Annotated in this window: 17 protein-coding genes; all 17 read left to right on the forward strand. The window is 65.7% G+C overall.

Going from position 1 to position 15,270, the window contains the following annotated elements:
• Positions 1 to 215 precede the first annotated feature (215 nt).
• The 17 genes from rplO (at position 216) to AQY21_RS09225 (ending at position 15,264) form a co-directional block, all read left to right on the forward strand.
• On the forward strand, positions 216 to 701 hold the full coding sequence (gene rplO, locus AQY21_RS09145) for a 50S ribosomal protein L15 (protein ID WP_058097368.1): 486 nt from the start codon (positions 216 to 218) through the stop codon (positions 699 to 701).
• Between the two features lie 104 nt (positions 702 to 805).
• Positions 806 to 2,179, forward strand: coding sequence for a preprotein translocase subunit SecY (gene secY / locus AQY21_RS09150; RefSeq protein WP_082658054.1), 1,374 nt, complete (start codon positions 806 to 808; stop codon positions 2,177 to 2,179).
• Between the two features lie 40 nt (positions 2,180 to 2,219).
• Positions 2,220 to 2,876, forward strand: coding sequence for an adenylate kinase (locus AQY21_RS09155; RefSeq protein ID WP_058097370.1), 657 nt, complete (start codon positions 2,220 to 2,222; stop codon positions 2,874 to 2,876).
• 163 nt (positions 2,877 to 3,039) lie between these two features.
• A complete protein-coding gene (gene rpsM, locus AQY21_RS09160; protein WP_058097434.1) occupies positions 3,040 to 3,408 on the forward strand; it encodes a 30S ribosomal protein S13 in 369 nt (122 codons plus the stop codon).
• Between the two features lie 12 nt (positions 3,409 to 3,420).
• Positions 3,421 to 3,810, forward strand: a complete 390-nt coding sequence (gene rpsK, locus AQY21_RS09165; RefSeq protein WP_011747123.1) for a 30S ribosomal protein S11 — start codon at positions 3,421 to 3,423, stop codon at positions 3,808 to 3,810.
• Between the two features lie 119 nt (positions 3,811 to 3,929).
• The gene (locus AQY21_RS09170) at positions 3,930 to 4,946 is read left to right on the forward strand and encodes a DNA-directed RNA polymerase subunit alpha (RefSeq protein WP_058097371.1); all 1,017 of its coding nucleotides are present in this window, start codon (positions 3,930 to 3,932) and stop codon (positions 4,944 to 4,946) included.
• 108 nt (positions 4,947 to 5,054) lie between these two features.
• A complete protein-coding gene (gene rplQ / locus AQY21_RS09175; RefSeq protein ID WP_058097372.1) occupies positions 5,055 to 5,477 on the forward strand; it encodes a 50S ribosomal protein L17 in 423 nt (140 codons plus the stop codon).
• A gap of 349 nt (positions 5,478 to 5,826) precedes the next feature.
• Positions 5,827 to 6,438, forward strand: coding sequence for an autoinducer binding domain-containing protein (locus AQY21_RS09180; RefSeq protein ID WP_058097373.1), 612 nt, complete (start codon positions 5,827 to 5,829; stop codon positions 6,436 to 6,438).
• Between the two features lie 67 nt (positions 6,439 to 6,505).
• Positions 6,506 to 7,096 carry an acyl-homoserine-lactone synthase gene (locus AQY21_RS09185; protein WP_058097374.1) on the forward strand — a complete coding sequence of 197 codons (591 nt, stop codon included), beginning with the start codon at positions 6,506 to 6,508 and terminating at the stop codon, positions 7,094 to 7,096.
• A 61-nt stretch (positions 7,097 to 7,157) separates the two neighbouring features.
• Positions 7,158 to 8,486, forward strand: a complete 1,329-nt coding sequence (locus AQY21_RS09190) for a replication-associated recombination protein A (protein ID WP_058097375.1) — start codon at positions 7,158 to 7,160, stop codon at positions 8,484 to 8,486.
• Complete coding sequence (gene crcB / locus AQY21_RS09195; RefSeq protein ID WP_058097376.1) at positions 8,483 to 8,857, forward strand: fluoride efflux transporter CrcB; 375 nt, start codon at positions 8,483 to 8,485, stop codon at positions 8,855 to 8,857. Before AQY21_RS09190 ends, crcB begins: the two co-directional genes overlap by 4 nt.
• Entirely contained in the window at positions 8,854 to 9,900 is a 1,047-nt protein-coding gene (locus AQY21_RS09200; protein ID WP_058097377.1) for an RluA family pseudouridine synthase, read from the forward strand. Before crcB ends, AQY21_RS09200 begins: the two co-directional genes overlap by 4 nt.
• Entirely contained in the window at positions 9,897 to 10,559 is a 663-nt protein-coding gene (locus tag AQY21_RS09205; protein WP_058097378.1) for an HAD-IA family hydrolase, read from the forward strand. The genes AQY21_RS09200 and AQY21_RS09205 overlap by 4 nt, the downstream gene beginning before the upstream one ends.
• Positions 10,552 to 11,262, forward strand: coding sequence for an ATP12 family chaperone protein (locus tag AQY21_RS09210; protein ID WP_058097379.1), 711 nt, complete (start codon positions 10,552 to 10,554; stop codon positions 11,260 to 11,262). Before AQY21_RS09205 ends, AQY21_RS09210 begins: the two co-directional genes overlap by 8 nt.
• 153 nt (positions 11,263 to 11,415) lie before the next feature.
• Positions 11,416 to 12,441, forward strand: coding sequence for an amino acid ABC transporter substrate-binding protein (locus AQY21_RS09215; protein WP_058097380.1), 1,026 nt, complete (start codon positions 11,416 to 11,418; stop codon positions 12,439 to 12,441).
• 113 nt (positions 12,442 to 12,554) lie between these two features.
• Complete coding sequence (locus AQY21_RS09220) at positions 12,555 to 13,808, forward strand: amino acid ABC transporter permease (protein ID WP_058097381.1); 1,254 nt, start codon at positions 12,555 to 12,557, stop codon at positions 13,806 to 13,808.
• A gap of 1 nt (position 13,809) precedes the next feature.
• Positions 13,810 to 15,264 carry an amino acid ABC transporter permease gene (locus AQY21_RS09225; protein WP_058097382.1) on the forward strand — a complete coding sequence of 485 codons (1,455 nt, stop codon included), beginning with the start codon at positions 13,810 to 13,812 and terminating at the stop codon, positions 15,262 to 15,264.
• The last annotated feature ends 6 nt before the right edge of the window (positions 15,265 to 15,270 follow it).

Consider the following 15,270-nt stretch of genomic DNA (forward strand, 5'->3'; position numbering starts at 1 on the left):
CAGCGTGCGCGCGACTCCGCCATCGGGCCCGGACCCGGAAGTCCGTTTGCGGCAGGTCGCTCCGTGTGGTTGTGCCGCCTTTCGCCGCTGTTGCGTGCGGCAGGGAAACTGCGTATAAGCGCGCGTCTCGCCCGTTCGGGCCGACTCAACAAGCAAGAAACGCCGTGTCCGCCCCCCTTTCGCTTCATGGGGCGTTTCCGGCAAGGAGAAGCGACATGAAACTGCATGAACTGCACGACAATCCCGGCGCCAACCGCAAGAAGAAGCGCGTCGCGCGCGGTCCCGGCTCGGGCAAGGGCAAGACCGCCGGCCGCGGTATCAAGGGCCAGACCTCGCGCTCCGGCGTGGCGCTGAACGGCTATGAAGGCGGCCAGATGCCGCTGTATCGCCGCCTGCCCAAGCGCGGCTTCTCGAAGCCGAATCGCCTGGAGTTCGCGGTGGTGAACCTGGGCCAGCTGCAAGCCTTCGTCGATGCGGGCAAGCTGGATGCGAAAGCCGACGTGACCGAGGACGCGCTGGTCGCCGCCGGCGTCATCCGCCGCAAGCTGGACGGCGTTCGCGTGCTGGCCAAGGGCGAGATCAAGGCGGCGCTGAACCTGACCGTGGCGGGCGCGTCGAAGGCCGCCGTCGAGGCCGTCGAGAAGGCCGGCGGCAAGCTGACCGTCACCCGCCCGGCCAAAGAAGCAGCCGCGGCCGAATAAGCTGTTGAAGGGCGCGCGCGCGCCCCATAGATAGCTGTCAAGTTTTCCAGGCGCCGCGGGATCGGGAAACGATCCGGCGGCGCTGCCACGAAGGGGCACGAAGCATGGCGTCAGCCGCAGAACAGATGGCCGCGAACCTTTCCTGGGGCGCGCTCGGCAAGGCGACCGAGCTGCGCCAGAGAATCTGGTTCACCCTCGGACTTCTCATCATCTACCGCCTCGGCACCTATATCCCGGTGCCCGGCATCGACGGCGCCGCGCTGCGCAACTTCATGGATCAGGCGCAGGCCGGCATCGGCGGCATCCTGTCCATGTTCACCGGCGGCGCGCTGGGACGGATGGGCGTCTTTGCGCTCGGCATCATGCCCTATATCTCGGCCTCGATCATCGTGCAGCTGCTGGCCTCCATGGTCCCGGCACTGGAGCAGATGAAGAAAGAGGGCGAGCAGGGCCGCAAGAAGATCAACCAGTATACCCGCTATGGCACGGTGGCGCTGGCGCTGTTCCAGGCCTGGGGCCTGGCCGTCAGCCTGGAGCATGGCAACCTGGCGCATGAGCCGGGGATGTTCTTCCGCGCCTCGGTGGTCATCACCCTGGTCGGCGGCACCATGTTCCTGATGTGGCTGGGCGAGCAGATCACCGCCCGCGGCATCGGCAACGGCATCTCGCTGATCATCTTCGTCGGTATCGTGGCCGAGATTCCGGGCAGCCTGGCGCAGTTCCTGGCCCAGGGCCGCTCTGGCGCCGTCTCGACCCCGGTGATTCTGGGCGTGATGATCATGGTGGCGGCGGTGATCGCCTTCGTGGTGTTCATGGAACGTGCGCTGCGCAAGATCCACATCCAGTATCCGCGCCGCCAGGTCGGGATGAAGATCTATGACGGCCAGTCCTCGCACCTGCCGATCAAGGTGAACCCGGCGGGCGTGATCCCGGCGATCTTCGCCAGCTCGCTCTTGCTGCTGCCGGTGACGATCTCGACCTTCTCGGGCAACCAGACCGGCCCGATCATGTCCACGGTCCTGGCCTATTTCGGTCCGGGACAGCCGCTCTACCTGCTGTTCTTCGCGGCGATGATCGTGTTCTTCACCTATTTCTACACCTTCAACGTCAGCTTCAAGACCGAGGACGTGGCCGAGAACCTGAAGAATCAGGGCGGCTTCATCCCCGGCATCCGCCCGGGCAAGCGGACCGAGGACTATTTGACCTATGTGGTGACGCGTGTGCTGGTGATCGGCTCGGCCTACCTGGCCTTCGTCTGCCTGCTGCCCGAGATCATCCGTGACCAGCTGGCGATCCCCTTCTATTTCGGCGGAACCTCGGTGCTGATCGTGGTCAGCGTCGTCATGGACACGATCAACCAGGTGCAAAGCCACTTGCTGGCCCATCAATACGAAGGTTTGATCGAGAAATCGCAACTGCGCGGCAAGCGTGGCAAGACCGGGGCCGCCAAGCCCCGCAAGGCTCCGGCACGCCGTTAAGGGGTAAACCCACCATAAAGGGTAGGAGAGGGACGACGACATGGCGATCAACATCATTCTGCTGGGCCCGCCCGGCGCAGGCAAAGGCACCCAGGCCCGGCGACTGATCGACGAGCGCGGTCTCGTCCAGCTCTCGACCGGTGACATGCTGCGCGAGGCGCGCAACTCGGGCACCGAGATGGGCAAGCGCGTGGCCGAGGTGATGGACCGGGGCGAGCTGGTGACGGATGAGATCGTCATCGGCCTGATCCGCGAAAAGCTGGGGCAGGGCGGCAAGGGTTTCATCTTCGACGGCTTCCCGCGCACCCTGGCCCAGGCCGACGCGCTCCAGGCGCTGATGGCCGAGATGGACCAGCGCATCGACGCGGTGATCGAGATGCGGGTGGACGATGCCGCGCTGGTCTCGCGCATTTCGGGCCGCTTCACCTGCGGCAATTGCGGCGAGGTCTATCACGACGTGACCAAGCCGACGAAAGAGCCGGGGAAATGCGACGTCTGCGGCTCGACCGACCTGCGCCGGCGCGCCGACGACAACGAGGAAAGCCTCAAGACCCGGCTGATGGAATATTACAAGAAGACCTCGCCGCTGATCGGCTATTACTATGTCAAGGGCAACCTGAACCCGGTCGATGGTCTGGCCGAGATCGACGAGGTGGCCGGCCAGATCGCCAGGGTGCTGGACAAGCTCCCGTCCTAGGCTTGACCTCGGACGACAAATCCCTTAATTCGCAGCATCTCGCAAGAGAATCACCTGGATGTTCCGGGTGTCGCTTCAAGGCCCGAAGGCATGGCTTTCGGGTCTTTGGTTGTGAAAAAAGGTTCCGGCGCTACGGAACCGCAACATGGAAAAGGAAACACGCGTGGCTCGTATTGCTGGCGTCAACATTCCGACCGGGAAACGCGTCCCGATCGCCCTGACCTATATCCACGGGATCGGCTCGAAATTCGCCGACGAGATCGTCACCGCCGTCGGCATCGAGCCGACCCGCCGCGTGAACGAGCTGTCGGATGCCGAAGTTCTGAAGATCCGCGAATACATCGACGCCAACTACACCGTCGAGGGCGACCTGCGCCGCGAGACGCAGATGAACATCAAGCGCCTGATGGATCTGGGTTCCTATCGTGGCCTGCGCCACCGTCGCGGCCTGCCGGTTCGCGGCCAGCGCACCCACACCAATGCCCGCACCCGCAAGGGCCCGGCGAAGCCCATCGCCGGCAAGAAGAAGTAAGGGGGAACGGACATGGCACGCGATAAAACCCGTATCAAGCGCAAGGAACGCAAGAACATCGCCACCGGCGTGGCGCATGTGAACTCGTCCTTCAACAACACCAAGATCCTGATTTCGGACGTGCAGGGCAACGCGATCTCCTGGTCGTCGGCCGGCACCATGGGTTTCAAGGGCTCGCGCAAATCGACCCCCTACGCCGCCCAGATGGCCGCCGAGGATGCCGGTAAGAAGGCCCAGGAACACGGCGTCCGCACGCTGGAAGTCGAAGTGCAGGGTCCCGGCTCGGGCCGCGAATCGGCGCTGCGGGCCCTGGCCGCCGTCGGCTTCAACATCACGGCGATCCGCGACGTGACCCCGATCGCGCATAACGGCTGCCGCCCGCCGAAACGCCGCCGGGTCTGATCCTTTGGGATTTTGACGCGTTCCGCGCGGGCTTTCCGCGCGGGGCGCGCTTTTCGCATTTCACCTCGGGCGTTTCCGACCACCGGTCATGGGTTGGAAACTGGTATGGAGGCAAACGCATGATCCACAAGAACTGGGCCGAACTCATCAAGCCCACCCAGCTTGAAATCAAGCCGGGCGCCGATTCGTCCCGTGTGGCCACTGTCGTGGCGGAACCGCTGGAGCGCGGCTTCGGCCTGACGCTGGGCAATGCGCTGCGCCGGGTGCTGCTGTCCTCGTTGCAGGGTGCGGCCATCACCTCGGTGCAGATCGACAACGTGCTGCATGAATTCTCGTCCGTCCCCGGCGTGCGCGAGGACGTGACCGACATCGTCCTGAACCTCAAGGGCGTGACGCTGAAGATGGATGTGGACGCGCCCAAGCGCCTGACGCTCTCGGCCAAGGGTCCGGGCGAGGTCAAGGCCGGCGACATCCAGGAAACCGCCGGCATCACCATCCTGAACCGCGACCATGTCATCTGCCATCTCGACGAGGGCGCCGAGCTGCACATGGAGCTGACCGTCGCCAATGGCAAGGGCTATGTCGCCGCCGACAAGAACCGCCCCGAGGACGCGCCCATCGGCCTGATCCCGATCGACGCCATCTTCTCGCCGGTCAAGCGCGTCAGCTACGAGGTCACGCCGACCCGCGAGGGCCAGGTGCTGGACTATGACAAGCTGACCATGAAGGTCGAGACCGACGGCTCGCTGACCCCGGAAGACGCCGTCGCCTATGCCGCGCGCATCATCCAGGACCAGCTGTCGGTCTTCGTGAACTTCGACGAGCCGGAAACCGCGACCCGCTCGGATGCCGAGGATGGGCTGGAATTCGACCCGCGCCTGCTGAAGAAGGTGGACGAGCTGGAGCTGTCGGTTCGTTCGGCCAACTGCCTGAAGAACGACAACATCGTCTATATCGGCGACCTGATCCAGAAGACCGAGGCCGAGATGCTGCGCACCCCGAACTTCGGCCGCAAGTCGCTGAACGAGATCAAGGAGGTGCTGTCCAGCATGGGCCTGCATCTCGGCATGGACGTCGTGGACTGGCCGCCGGAGAATATCGAGGATCTGGCCAAGCGTTTCGACGACCAGTTCTGAGTTTCGGGGGCGGCGACGCCCCCGCAAGACCGGGCATCCCGCCCCAAGGAGAGCGGCCCGCACGCATGGGCCGCCGGACAAAGCAAAAAGACGTGAAGGAGAACCATCATGCGTCACGCCCGCGGCTATCGCCGTCTGAACCGCACCCACGAGCACCGCAAGGCGCTGTTCGCCAATATGGCCGGCTCGCTGATCGAGCATGAGCAGATCAAGACCACCCTGCCCAAGGCCAAGGAACTGCGTCCCATCGTCGAGAAACTGATCACGCTGGCCAAGCGCGGCGATCTGCATGCCCGCCGTCAGGCCGCCGCCCAGCTGAAGCAGGACAGCCATGTCGCCAAGCTGTTTGACGTGCTCGGCGCCCGTTACAAGGATCGTCAAGGCGGCTATGTCCGCATCATGAAGGCCGGTTTCCGCTATGGCGACATGGCCCCGATGGCGATCATCGAGTTCGTCGAGCGCGACACCAGCGCCAAGGGCGCTGCCGACCGTGCCCGCCTGGAAGCCGAATCGGCTGCCGACGAAGCATAAGAAATTTAACTCTTTCTTAGGGTTAAGCGATCGTATCAGCCCGCAGCCATGTCGATGGCTGCGGGCTTTTTTGCAACAGTACGCAATTCTTGCCGCTTGTGCCGGGAATGTGCCCTGCGGGCCGTTTTCACCCAATAGTTGTGTGCAATATCGGGAAACGCACGGGAATTGCAACGAGGCGCTGGTCTTGCGCTCGCAGGCAAAAGGCGGCTATGCCCAACCCTGCCGGCGGATTGACCCGACGGTATTTTGAAAAACGTCGCTCGCCAGCACGGTATTGCTTGAATACACTGTGAACCGTGCCATTTTTCCTGGTAACCCGAAGAAAACGCAATCTGTCCAAAAAGTCATGTCGTCTCGCGCGGAAATCAATGCAGCACTCGCCAAGCTGAAAAAGCTCGCTCCGGCGGGCTATTTCATCGGGCTGCACATTCGTTTCGCTGCACCGTTGATGCAGTTCCAGACCTATAACAAGGAATGGGCGCAGCGCTATTCCGAACGGGCCTATGCCCTGCGCGATCCCACCATCGCCTGGGGCTTCTCGACGACCGGGACCTGTCGCTGGAGCGTGCTGCCGATTCCCGACCCGTTTTCGATTCTTCAGGACGCGGCGGATCACGGCCTGCACTATGGGCTTGCGGTCGCCCATGGCCCGATCAAGTCGCGCACGATTTGCTGTTTTGCCCATGACAAACGGGAATTCACGGATGACGAGATCGACACGATCTCGACAATGATACGACGGCTTCACGACATCACAGAGCCGCCGGAGAGCCTGACGAAGGCTCAGCAAGAGGCCCTTCGGTGTATCGCAGAGGGGGATCGTCATGCAGCGGCGGCTGCCAAACTTGGTATAACGGAAAGCGCATTCAAGGCACGTCTCATCTCGGCACGCGAACGACTCATGGCGCGCACGACGGCCGAGGCGCTGCAACGGGCCAAGGATTACCGCTTGCTGTAATACGGTCCGTCCGCCGTTGCGGTTTACACCTGGGGGCCACCACCACCAAGAACCCCAGGAGAAGACCATGCAGACCACCACACTTTCCTTCGCCAACCTTCACAATCACGGCGAGCTGTTCGCGAACATCTTCCGCGCCCGCAAGCAAAGCTTCATCGTCCAGAAGCGCTGGAACCTGCCCCAGACGGACGACATGGAGTTCGACCAGTACGACACCCCGATGAGCCGCTGGGTGGCGATCCATGAGAACGGCCGGGTTCTGGCCGGCGTGCGGCTGACGCCCACCACGGCGCGCTGCGGCATGTATTCCTACATGATCCGCGATGCCCAGCTCGACCTCTTGGGCGGCTCGATCCCGCAGAACCTGCTGGACGAGCCGGCGCCGGTCGAGGCCGGGACCTGGGAAGCCAGCCGGCTGTTCGTCGATCATACGATCCCGCAGCGGGAACGTCGCCGCGTGCATTTCAACCTTGTCGCCGAGATGACCAATTCGGCCCGGGAACTCGGCGCCTCGCGGCTGGTGTGCCTGGTTGCGTCGACCTGGCCGCGCTGGCTGGTGCCCTGCGGCCTGGACGCGCAGGCCATGGGCCCGGTGATCTGGATCGACGACGGCTATTTCCAATGCGTCTCGATCAACCTGGCGGCCAAGATGCACTGATGAGGTACGCCGGGTGGAGGGCCTTTCGCGTGTGATGCGGGCGGCGTAACATGTCGCCCGCATGACCGACCTTTTCGACACCGCGCCCCCTGCGGGCGAACCTGCGCGCCCGGTGGCGCGTCCCTTGGCCGACCGGATCCGTCCGGCCCGGCTGTCCGATGTCGTCGGCCAGGACAAGGTTCTTGGCCCCGACGGCCCGCTGGGTGCCATGCTGGCGGCCGGCAGCCTTTCCTCGCTGATCCTCTGGGGGCCGCCCGGGGTCGGCAAGACCACCATCGCCAGGCTCCTCGCGCAGGAGACGGACCTGGCCTTCGAGCAGATCTCGGCGATCTTTTCCGGGGTGCCGGAACTGCGCAAGGTCTTCGAGGCCGCCCGCCTGCGCCGCCAGCAGGGGCGGGGCACGCTGCTGTTCGTCGACGAGATCCACCGCTTCAACAAGGCGCAGCAGGACAGTTTCCTGCCGCATATGGAGGACGGCACCATCACCCTGGTCGGTGCCACCACCGAGAATCCCAGTTTCGAGCTGAACGCCGCGCTTCTGTCCCGCGCCCAGGTCATCGTGCTGGAGCGGCTGAGCCTCGCCGACCTGGAGCGCCTGGCGCAGCGCGCCGAGCAGGAGTTGGGCCGCGGCCTGCCGCTGACTGCCCAGGCGCGAGACCGGCTCCTGGAGATGGCGGATGGCGATGGCCGCGCCGCGCTGAACCTGATCGAGCAGGTCATGGCCTGGAAGGTCAAGGACAAGCTCGACCCCGAACAGCTGGCGCAGCGGCTGATGCGGCGCGCGGCGAAATACGACAAGTCCGGGGACGAGCATTACAACCTGATCTCGGCCCTGCACAAATCGGTGCGCGGCAGCGACCCGGATGCGGCGCTTTACTGGCTGTCGCGGATGCTGGAAGGCGGCGAGGACCCGCGCTATCTCGCCCGCCGCCTGACCCGCATGGCGATCGAGGATATCGGCCTGGCCGACCCGGCGGCGCAGCGCCATTGCCTGGACGCCTGGGCGCTTTACGAGCGGTTGGGCAGCCCCGAGGGCGAGTTGGCGCTGGCGCAGGCCACGATCTATCTGGCGCTGGCGCCGAAATCCAATGCCGGCTATGCGGCCTACAAGGCGGCGCGCGATCTGGCGCGGCGCTCGGGCAGCCAGATGCCGCCCAAGCATATCCTGAACGCGCCGACCGGGCTGATGTCGGAACAGGGCTATGGCGCCGGCTACCGCTACGACCACGACGCCGAGGATGCCTTTTCGGGCCAGAACTATTTCCCGGACGGCATGAAGCGCCCGGTCTTTTACCTGCCCGTCGAGCGCGGATTCGAACGCGATCTGAAAAAGCGCGTTGAATGGTTCGCCGGGCTGCGTCAGAAGCGGCGGGTAGAGGACAAAGCATGAAACACACTTTCCTTCAGGTCGCGCTGGGTGGGGCCTTGGGCTCCGCGGCGCGCTATGGGGTCAACATCCTGGCCGGGCGGCTGACCCCCGGCTTTCCGCTGGGCACGCTGAGCGTGAACATCGCCGGCTGCCTGGCGATGGGACTGCTGGCCGCCTTGCTGGCGGATCGGGGCGGGCAGCATCTGGCGCCCTTCCTGCTGACCGGGGTGCTGGGCGGCTTCACCACCTTCTCCGCCTTCGCGCTGGACACCATGACGCTGTGGGAGCGGGGCGAGGTCGCCACCGCGCTCGGCTATGTGCTGGGCTCGGTCCTGCTGTCGCTGGCGGCGGTGATCGCCGGGCTGGCCATCGGCCGGGGGCTTTTCGCATGAGCGGTGTGCAGACCATCCGCGTCGGCGCGGACGAGGGCGAGCAGCGCATCGACCGCTGGCTGAAGAAGCGGTTTCCGCAACTGACCCAGGGCGCGGTCGAGAAATGGTGCCGCACCGGTCAGCTGCGCGTCGATGGCGGCCGGGTCAAGGCCAATACCCGCATCGAGGCCGGGCAGGAGATTCGCGTGCCGCCGCTGCCCGAGGGCGACGCCCCCGCGCCGGTGGCGAAGCCCCGCGTCAAGCAGTCCGATGCCGAGATGATCCAGTCCTGCGTCCTGTGGCGCGACGAGCATATCATCGCGCTGAACAAGCCGCCGGGCCTGCCTTCGCAGGGCGGCTCGGGCCAAGGCGACCGGCATGTGGACGGGCTGACCGAGGCGCTGATGTTCGGCTACAAGGACCGGCCGAAGCTGGTGCACCGGCTGGACAAGGACACCTCGGGCGTGCTGCTGCTGGCGCGCACCGACCGGATCGCCCGCGCGCTCAGCGAGGCGTTTCGGCACCGGCTGACCCGCAAGATCTATTGGGCCGCCGTGGCGGGCGTGCCGCATCCGCGCATGGGCTCGGTCAAATACGGGCTCGTCAAGGCGCCGGGCCGCGGCCGGGGCGGCGAGGGCGAGAAGATGATGGCCGTGCATCCCTCGGCCGTCGCGGTGACCGAGGGCGCCAAGCGCGCCCATACCGACTACGCCGTGCTGGATGCCCTGGGCGGCCGGGTCAGCTGGGTGGCCATGGTGCCGGTCACCGGCCGCACCCACCAGCTGCGCGCACATATGGCCGAGATCGGCCATCCCATCGTCGGCGACGGCAAATACGGCGGTTCGGGGCAGGAGAATCTGGGCGATGGCTGGGGCGCCCAGCTTGGCGGAGAGATCAGCCGCAAGCTGCACCTGCATGCGCGCATGATCCGCTTCGAGCATCCGATCACCAAGAAGCTGATCACCGTCACCGCGCCCTTGCCCGAGCATATGGCGCGCACCTGGAAGACGCTGGGCTGGTCGGAAAACGACGTGCCCGAAGACCCCTTTGCCGAGACAGCATGAGACTGGTCCTCTTCGACATCGACGGCACGCTGGTGGACAGCCAGCAGGAAATCACCCAGGCGATGAACCGGGGCATGAGCGCTGCCGGCCTGCCCGAGTTGGAGCCTGCCCGCATCCTGTCCATCGTCGGCCTGTCGTTGCCGGTCGCGGTCGAGCGGCTGCTGCCCGGGGCCGGGCCCGACCTGCATGAGCGCGTCGTGGCCGGCTATCGCGAATCCTTCATCGCCTCGCGCACCGCGGGGGCGCTGCCGCCGCTGTATCCCGGGGCGCTGGACTGCCTGGACGCGCTGGCCTCGCTGGACGGGGTGCTGTTGGGCATCGCCACCGGCAAGCCGGCGCGGGGGTTGGCGGCGATCCTGGATGCGCATGGGCTGACCCGGCGCTTCACCACCCGGCAATCGGCCGACGGCCATCCGTCCAAGCCGCATCCGGCCATGCTGGAAAGCGCGCTGTCGGAAACCGGCGTGCCGGCCGGACGCGCGGTCATGGTGGGCGATTCCACCTTCGACATGGAAATGGCGCGGGCGGCCGGCGTGGCCGGCTTCGGCGTCGGCTGGGGCTTTTGCCCGGTCGAGGAATTGCATGCGGCGGGTGCCCATCTGGTCGCGCCGGATTATCCCGCGCTGACCCGCGCGCTGCTGGAGTGGGCCGATGAGTGAATGGAAGGCGCGCCGCTTCTGGGCCTCCGTCGCGATCCACAAGGAAGGGGACGGCTGGAGCGTTCTGCTGGACGAGCGCCCCTTGCGCACCCCGGGCAAGCAGCCGCTGCGCCTGCCGACCGAGCCGCTGGCGCTGGCCGTCGCCGGGGAATGGCAGGCGGTGCGGGAGGTGATCGACCCCAACGCCATGCCGCTGACCCGCGCGGCCAATTCCGCCATCGAAAAGGTGGCGCCGCAATTCGACGAGGTGGCGGCGATGCTGGGCGATTACGGCGGCACCGATCTTCTGTCCTATCGCGCCGACGCGCCCGAGGCGCTGGTGCGTGCCCAGGCCGAGGGCTGGGATCCGCTGATCGACTGGGCGGCGACCGAGTTGCGGGCGCCCTTGCGCATCACCCATGGCGTGATCCCGGTGCCGCAGGATCCGGTCGCGCTGCTGAAATTGCGGGCAGAAGTCGCATCGCTCGATCCCTTCGGCCTGACGGCGTTGCACGATCTGGTGACCTTGCCGGGCTCGCTGATCCTGGGGCTGGCGGTGATCCGTGGCCGGATCGACGCCACGACGGCCCATGAGCTGTCCCGGATTGACGAGGAATTTCAGGCACAACGCTGGGGCCGCGACACCGAGGCCGAGGCGGTCGCTGCAAGCCGCCTGACCGCCATGCGCGATTCTGAGCGGTTCTGGCATCTCAGCCGCGGCTGAAACGGTTCGTTTGGGTTCTTTCTTGACGCATCGCCCTCCATCGGCACAATGCCGCTTATGGGGGCATAAACGCTCCTTGCTCAAACGGGCTCGCCAACGGGCCTTGCATTGGCTCATTCCTGGGCGAGTCCGGGAACAACAGTGGGGAAATCAATGAAGAAATCTGTATTCTTCGGCTCTGTGACGGCGGTCGCTCTGGCGGCCTCGGGCGCTCTGGCCGCGGAAGGCGACACGCTGAAAGAGGTCAAGGCCCGTGGCGTGCTGAATTGCGGCGTGAATACCGGCCTGATCGGTTTCGCCGCCCCCGATGCGAACGGCAATTGGTCCGGTTTCGACGTTGCCTTCTGCAAGGCGATGGCCGCCGCCGTGCTGGGCGATGCGACCAAGGTGAAATACGTGCCCACCACCGGCCAGACCCGCTTCACGGCGCTGTCCTCGGGCGAGGTGGACCTTCTGGCCCGCAACTCGACCTGGACCTTCCAGCGCGACACCGACCTCAAGCTGGATTTCATCGGCGTCAACTATTACGACGGCCAGGGCTTCATGGTCCGCAAGGATCTGGGCGTCAGCTCGGCCAAGGAACTGAACGGCGCGACGATCTGCATCCAGACCGGCACCACGACCGAGCTGAACCTGGCCGATTACTTCAAGGCCAACAACATGGAATACCAGCCGGTCAACATCGACAGCAATGCCGAGGGCGAGCAGCAATACATGGCCGGCGCCTGCGATGCCTATACCACCGACGCCTCGGGCCTGGCCGCGACCCGCGCCAGCTTCGCGGATCCGGAGAACCACATCATCCTGCCCGAGATCATCTCGAAGGAGCCCTTGGGCCCGGCGGTGCGCCATGGCGACAACAACTGGGGCGACATCGCGCGCTGGACGCTCTACGCGCTGGTCGCGGCCGAGGAATACGGCGTCACCTCGGCCAATATCGACGAGCTGGCGAAATCCTCGCAGAACCCGGAAGTCCAGCGCCTGCTGGGCACCACCGACGACCTTGGCAAGATGATCGGGCTTGATGCCGAATGGGCCAAGCGCGCCATCAAGGCCAGCGGCAATTACGGCGAGATCTTCGCCGCCACCATCGGCGAACAGACCCCCATCGGCCTGGCGCGCGGCCTGAACGCGCAATGGACCCAGGGCGGGCTGATGTATGCGATGCCCTTCCGGTAATCGCATCTGAACAAGGGCGCGCGGGGGCGCATGCCCCCGCGCGCCCCCGAACGAAAGCCGGCAAGCCAGAGGCCAAAGGCCCGACACCCAAGCCGGACACAGGGGGTTTATACATGGTCACCTATACGGGGGCGGACAATCCGCCGTTCCGGTTGTCGATGCTGATCTATGATCGGCGCTACCGCTCGCTGACCCTGCAAGCCATCGTCTTCATCCTGGTGATGCTGGCGGCGAGCTGGCTGATCGACAACACGCTGCGCAACCTGTCCGCCATGGGCAAGACGCTCAGCTTCGATTTCCTTTTCCGCCGCGCGGGATACGACATTCCCCAGCAGCTGATCCCATACAATTCCGACGACACCCATCTGCGCGCCACCGTGATCGGGCTGCTGAACACGCTGCTGGTCTCGATCCTGGGCTGTATCGCGGCGACGATCCTGGGGGTGATCGTGGGCGTGCTGCGGCTGTCCTCGAACTGGCTGATCGCGCGGCTGATGACGATCTATGTCGAGGTCTTCCGCAACATTCCCCTGCTTCTGTGGATTCTGGTCTGCCTTGCGATCTTTACCGAGGTCATGCCGCCGCCCAACGCCTATCGGGGCGAGAACCCGGCCGCGGAGATGATCCTGTTCGACATGATCGCGCCGACCAACCGCTATACCGCCATCCCCTCGATCGGCATGACCAACCCGCCCGGCACCATCTCGCTGGGACGCGAGGGGATCAGCTGGGCGCTGATCGCCTATGTCGTGGTCATCGCCGCGGCCTGGATCGGCTGGCGCCTGCTGCGGCGCCGGGCGCAGCGAGTGCAGGACCAGACCGGCAAGCGGCCGCGGACCTGGTGGATCAGCCTGGCGATGTTCGCCGTGCCGGTGCTGTTCCTGACCTGGTATTTCGGCCTGCACCTGATTCCGCCGGTGCTGCGCGGCTTCAACTTCGCCGATGGCATCAATCTCGACAACGCCTTCGTGGTGCTGTGGCTGGCGCTGACGCTCTATACCGGCGCCTTCATCGCCGAGATCGTGCGCGCCGGCATCCTGGCGGTCAGCAGGGGCCAGACCGAGGCGGCCTTTGCGCTTGGCCTGCGGCCGCGCCGTACCATGTCGCTGGTGGTTCTGCCGCAGGCGCTTCGGGTGATCGTGCCGCCGCTGATCTCGCAATACCTGAACCTGACCAAGAACAGCTCGCTGGCCATCGCCGTCGGCTACATGGACCTGCGCGGCACGCTGGGCGGCACCACGCTGAACCAGACCGGGCGCGAGATGGAGGCGATGGTGCTGATGATGGGCATCTACCTGGCGCTCAGCCTGATCATCTCGGCCGGCATGAACATCTTCAACAGCCGCGTCAAGCTGAAGGAGCGGTGAGATGAGCGAGACGCATTCCGAAACCGTCGCCTATGTCCGCGAGACCATGCTGCCGCCCGAGCCGCCGCCGCTGGCCGAATCCGGCGCGATCAAATGGCTGCGCGAGAACCTGTTTTCGGGGCCGCTGAACATCGCGCTGACCTTTGTCGGGCTGGGCATCGTCTGGTTGATCGTCAGCACCGTCGGCCCTTGGCTGTCGCATTCCGTCTGGAACGCCGGCAGCATGGCCGAATGCCGGCAGATCATTGCCGAGACCTGGGGGCAGGGCGCCTCGGGCGCCTGTTTCGCCATCATCAAGCACCGCTGGAACCAGTTCCTGTTCGGCTTCTATCCGCAGGCGCTTTACTGGCGCCCGGTGCTGGCCTTCGGCCTGCTGTTCCTGGCGCTGGCGCCGGTGCTGTTTTCCGAAAGCGCCAAGGCGCGGCGCGTGGTGCTGGGCCTGTCGGTGGCGCTGACCTTCGTCATTGCCCAGATGCTGGGCGCCGGCGCGGGCGCGCTGCTGGCCATGGCGGTGCTGATGCTGCTTTGGGCGGCGCTGATCGAGACGCGCCCGCAATGGTCGCTGCTGGCGAGCCTGGTCTATCCCTTCGTTGCGGTCTGGCTGCTCTGGGGGGGCTCGCTCTGGAGCGAGGCCATGGTGCTGGCGGGCTTCGGCCTGGGCTTCGCGGTCTGGCGGCTGCTGGCGGCGCGCTTCGGGTTGCTGGCCTTCGCGCTGGCGGTGGTGGCGACAGCGGTCTGGTGGCTGCTGCTGGCCGGTCCGCTGGCCTCGGCGCTGGCGGGCGTGCTGCCGCTGCGGCTGCGGCCGGTCTCCTCGGACCAGTTCGGCGGCTTCGTGCTGTCGATCACCATCGGCGTCGCCGGCATCGCGCTCTCGCTGCCGCTGGGGGTGATCCTGGCGCTGGCGCGGCGCTCCGACCTGCCGGTCATCAAGCTGCTGGCGGTGATGTTCATCGAGTTCATCCGCGGCGTGCCGCTGATCACGCTGTTGTTCGTGGCCTCGCTGCTGCTCAACTACTTCCTGCCGCCGGGGACGAATTTCGACATCATCCTGCGGGTCATCATCATGGTGACGCTGTTCGCCGCCGCCTATATGGCCGAGGTGATCCGCGGCGGCCTGGCCGCCCTGCCCAAGGGCCAGTACGAGGCCGCCGACGCGCTGGGGCTGGACTATTGGAAGGCGCAGCGGCTGATCGTGCTGCCGCAGGCGCTGAAGATCTCGATCCCCGGCATCGTCTCGACCTTCATCGGCATGTTCAAGGACACCACGCTGGTCGTCTTCGTCGGGCTGTTCGACCCGCTGAAGGCCATGGCCGACACCATCCGCGCAAGCTTCGAATGGAAAGGCGCCTATTGGGAGCCCTATATCTTCGTCGGCGCGATCTTCTTCATCCTCTGCTTCGGCATGTCGCGCTATTCCATGTATCTGGAACGCCGGCTGAAGCGCGACCACCGCTGAGGAGAC

The organism is Paracoccus sp. MKU1, assembly GCF_001447385.1.
GTDB lineage: Bacteria > Pseudomonadota > Alphaproteobacteria > Rhodobacterales > Rhodobacteraceae > Paracoccus.

Coding starts and splice junctions, on each gene's coding strand:
- rplO (WP_058097368.1), top strand. CDS start 216: ATGAAACTGCATGAACTGCACGACAATCCCGGCGCCAACCGCAAGAAG.
- AQY21_RS09220 (WP_058097381.1), top strand. CDS start 12,555: ATGGTCACCTATACGGGGGCGGACAATCCGCCGTTCCGGTTGTCGATG.
- secY (WP_082658054.1), top strand. CDS start 806: ATGGCGTCAGCCGCAGAACAGATGGCCGCGAACCTTTCCTGGGGCGCG.
- AQY21_RS09215 (WP_058097380.1), top strand. CDS start 11,416: ATGAAGAAATCTGTATTCTTCGGCTCTGTGACGGCGGTCGCTCTGGCG.
- AQY21_RS09200 (WP_058097377.1), top strand. CDS start 8,854: ATGAGCGGTGTGCAGACCATCCGCGTCGGCGCGGACGAGGGCGAGCAG.
- AQY21_RS09180 (WP_058097373.1), top strand. CDS start 5,827: ATGTCGTCTCGCGCGGAAATCAATGCAGCACTCGCCAAGCTGAAAAAG.
- AQY21_RS09155 (WP_058097370.1), top strand. CDS start 2,220: ATGGCGATCAACATCATTCTGCTGGGCCCGCCCGGCGCAGGCAAAGGC.
- crcB (WP_058097376.1), top strand. CDS start 8,483: ATGAAACACACTTTCCTTCAGGTCGCGCTGGGTGGGGCCTTGGGCTCC.
- AQY21_RS09225 (WP_058097382.1), top strand. CDS start 13,810: ATGAGCGAGACGCATTCCGAAACCGTCGCCTATGTCCGCGAGACCATG.
- AQY21_RS09210 (WP_058097379.1), top strand. CDS start 10,552: ATGAGTGAATGGAAGGCGCGCCGCTTCTGGGCCTCCGTCGCGATCCAC.
- AQY21_RS09205 (WP_058097378.1), top strand. CDS start 9,897: ATGAGACTGGTCCTCTTCGACATCGACGGCACGCTGGTGGACAGCCAG.
- AQY21_RS09170 (WP_058097371.1), top strand. CDS start 3,930: ATGATCCACAAGAACTGGGCCGAACTCATCAAGCCCACCCAGCTTGAA.
- AQY21_RS09190 (WP_058097375.1), top strand. CDS start 7,158: ATGACCGACCTTTTCGACACCGCGCCCCCTGCGGGCGAACCTGCGCGC.
- AQY21_RS09185 (WP_058097374.1), top strand. CDS start 6,506: ATGCAGACCACCACACTTTCCTTCGCCAACCTTCACAATCACGGCGAG.
- rpsK (WP_011747123.1), top strand. CDS start 3,421: ATGGCACGCGATAAAACCCGTATCAAGCGCAAGGAACGCAAGAACATC.
- rplQ (WP_058097372.1), top strand. CDS start 5,055: ATGCGTCACGCCCGCGGCTATCGCCGTCTGAACCGCACCCACGAGCAC.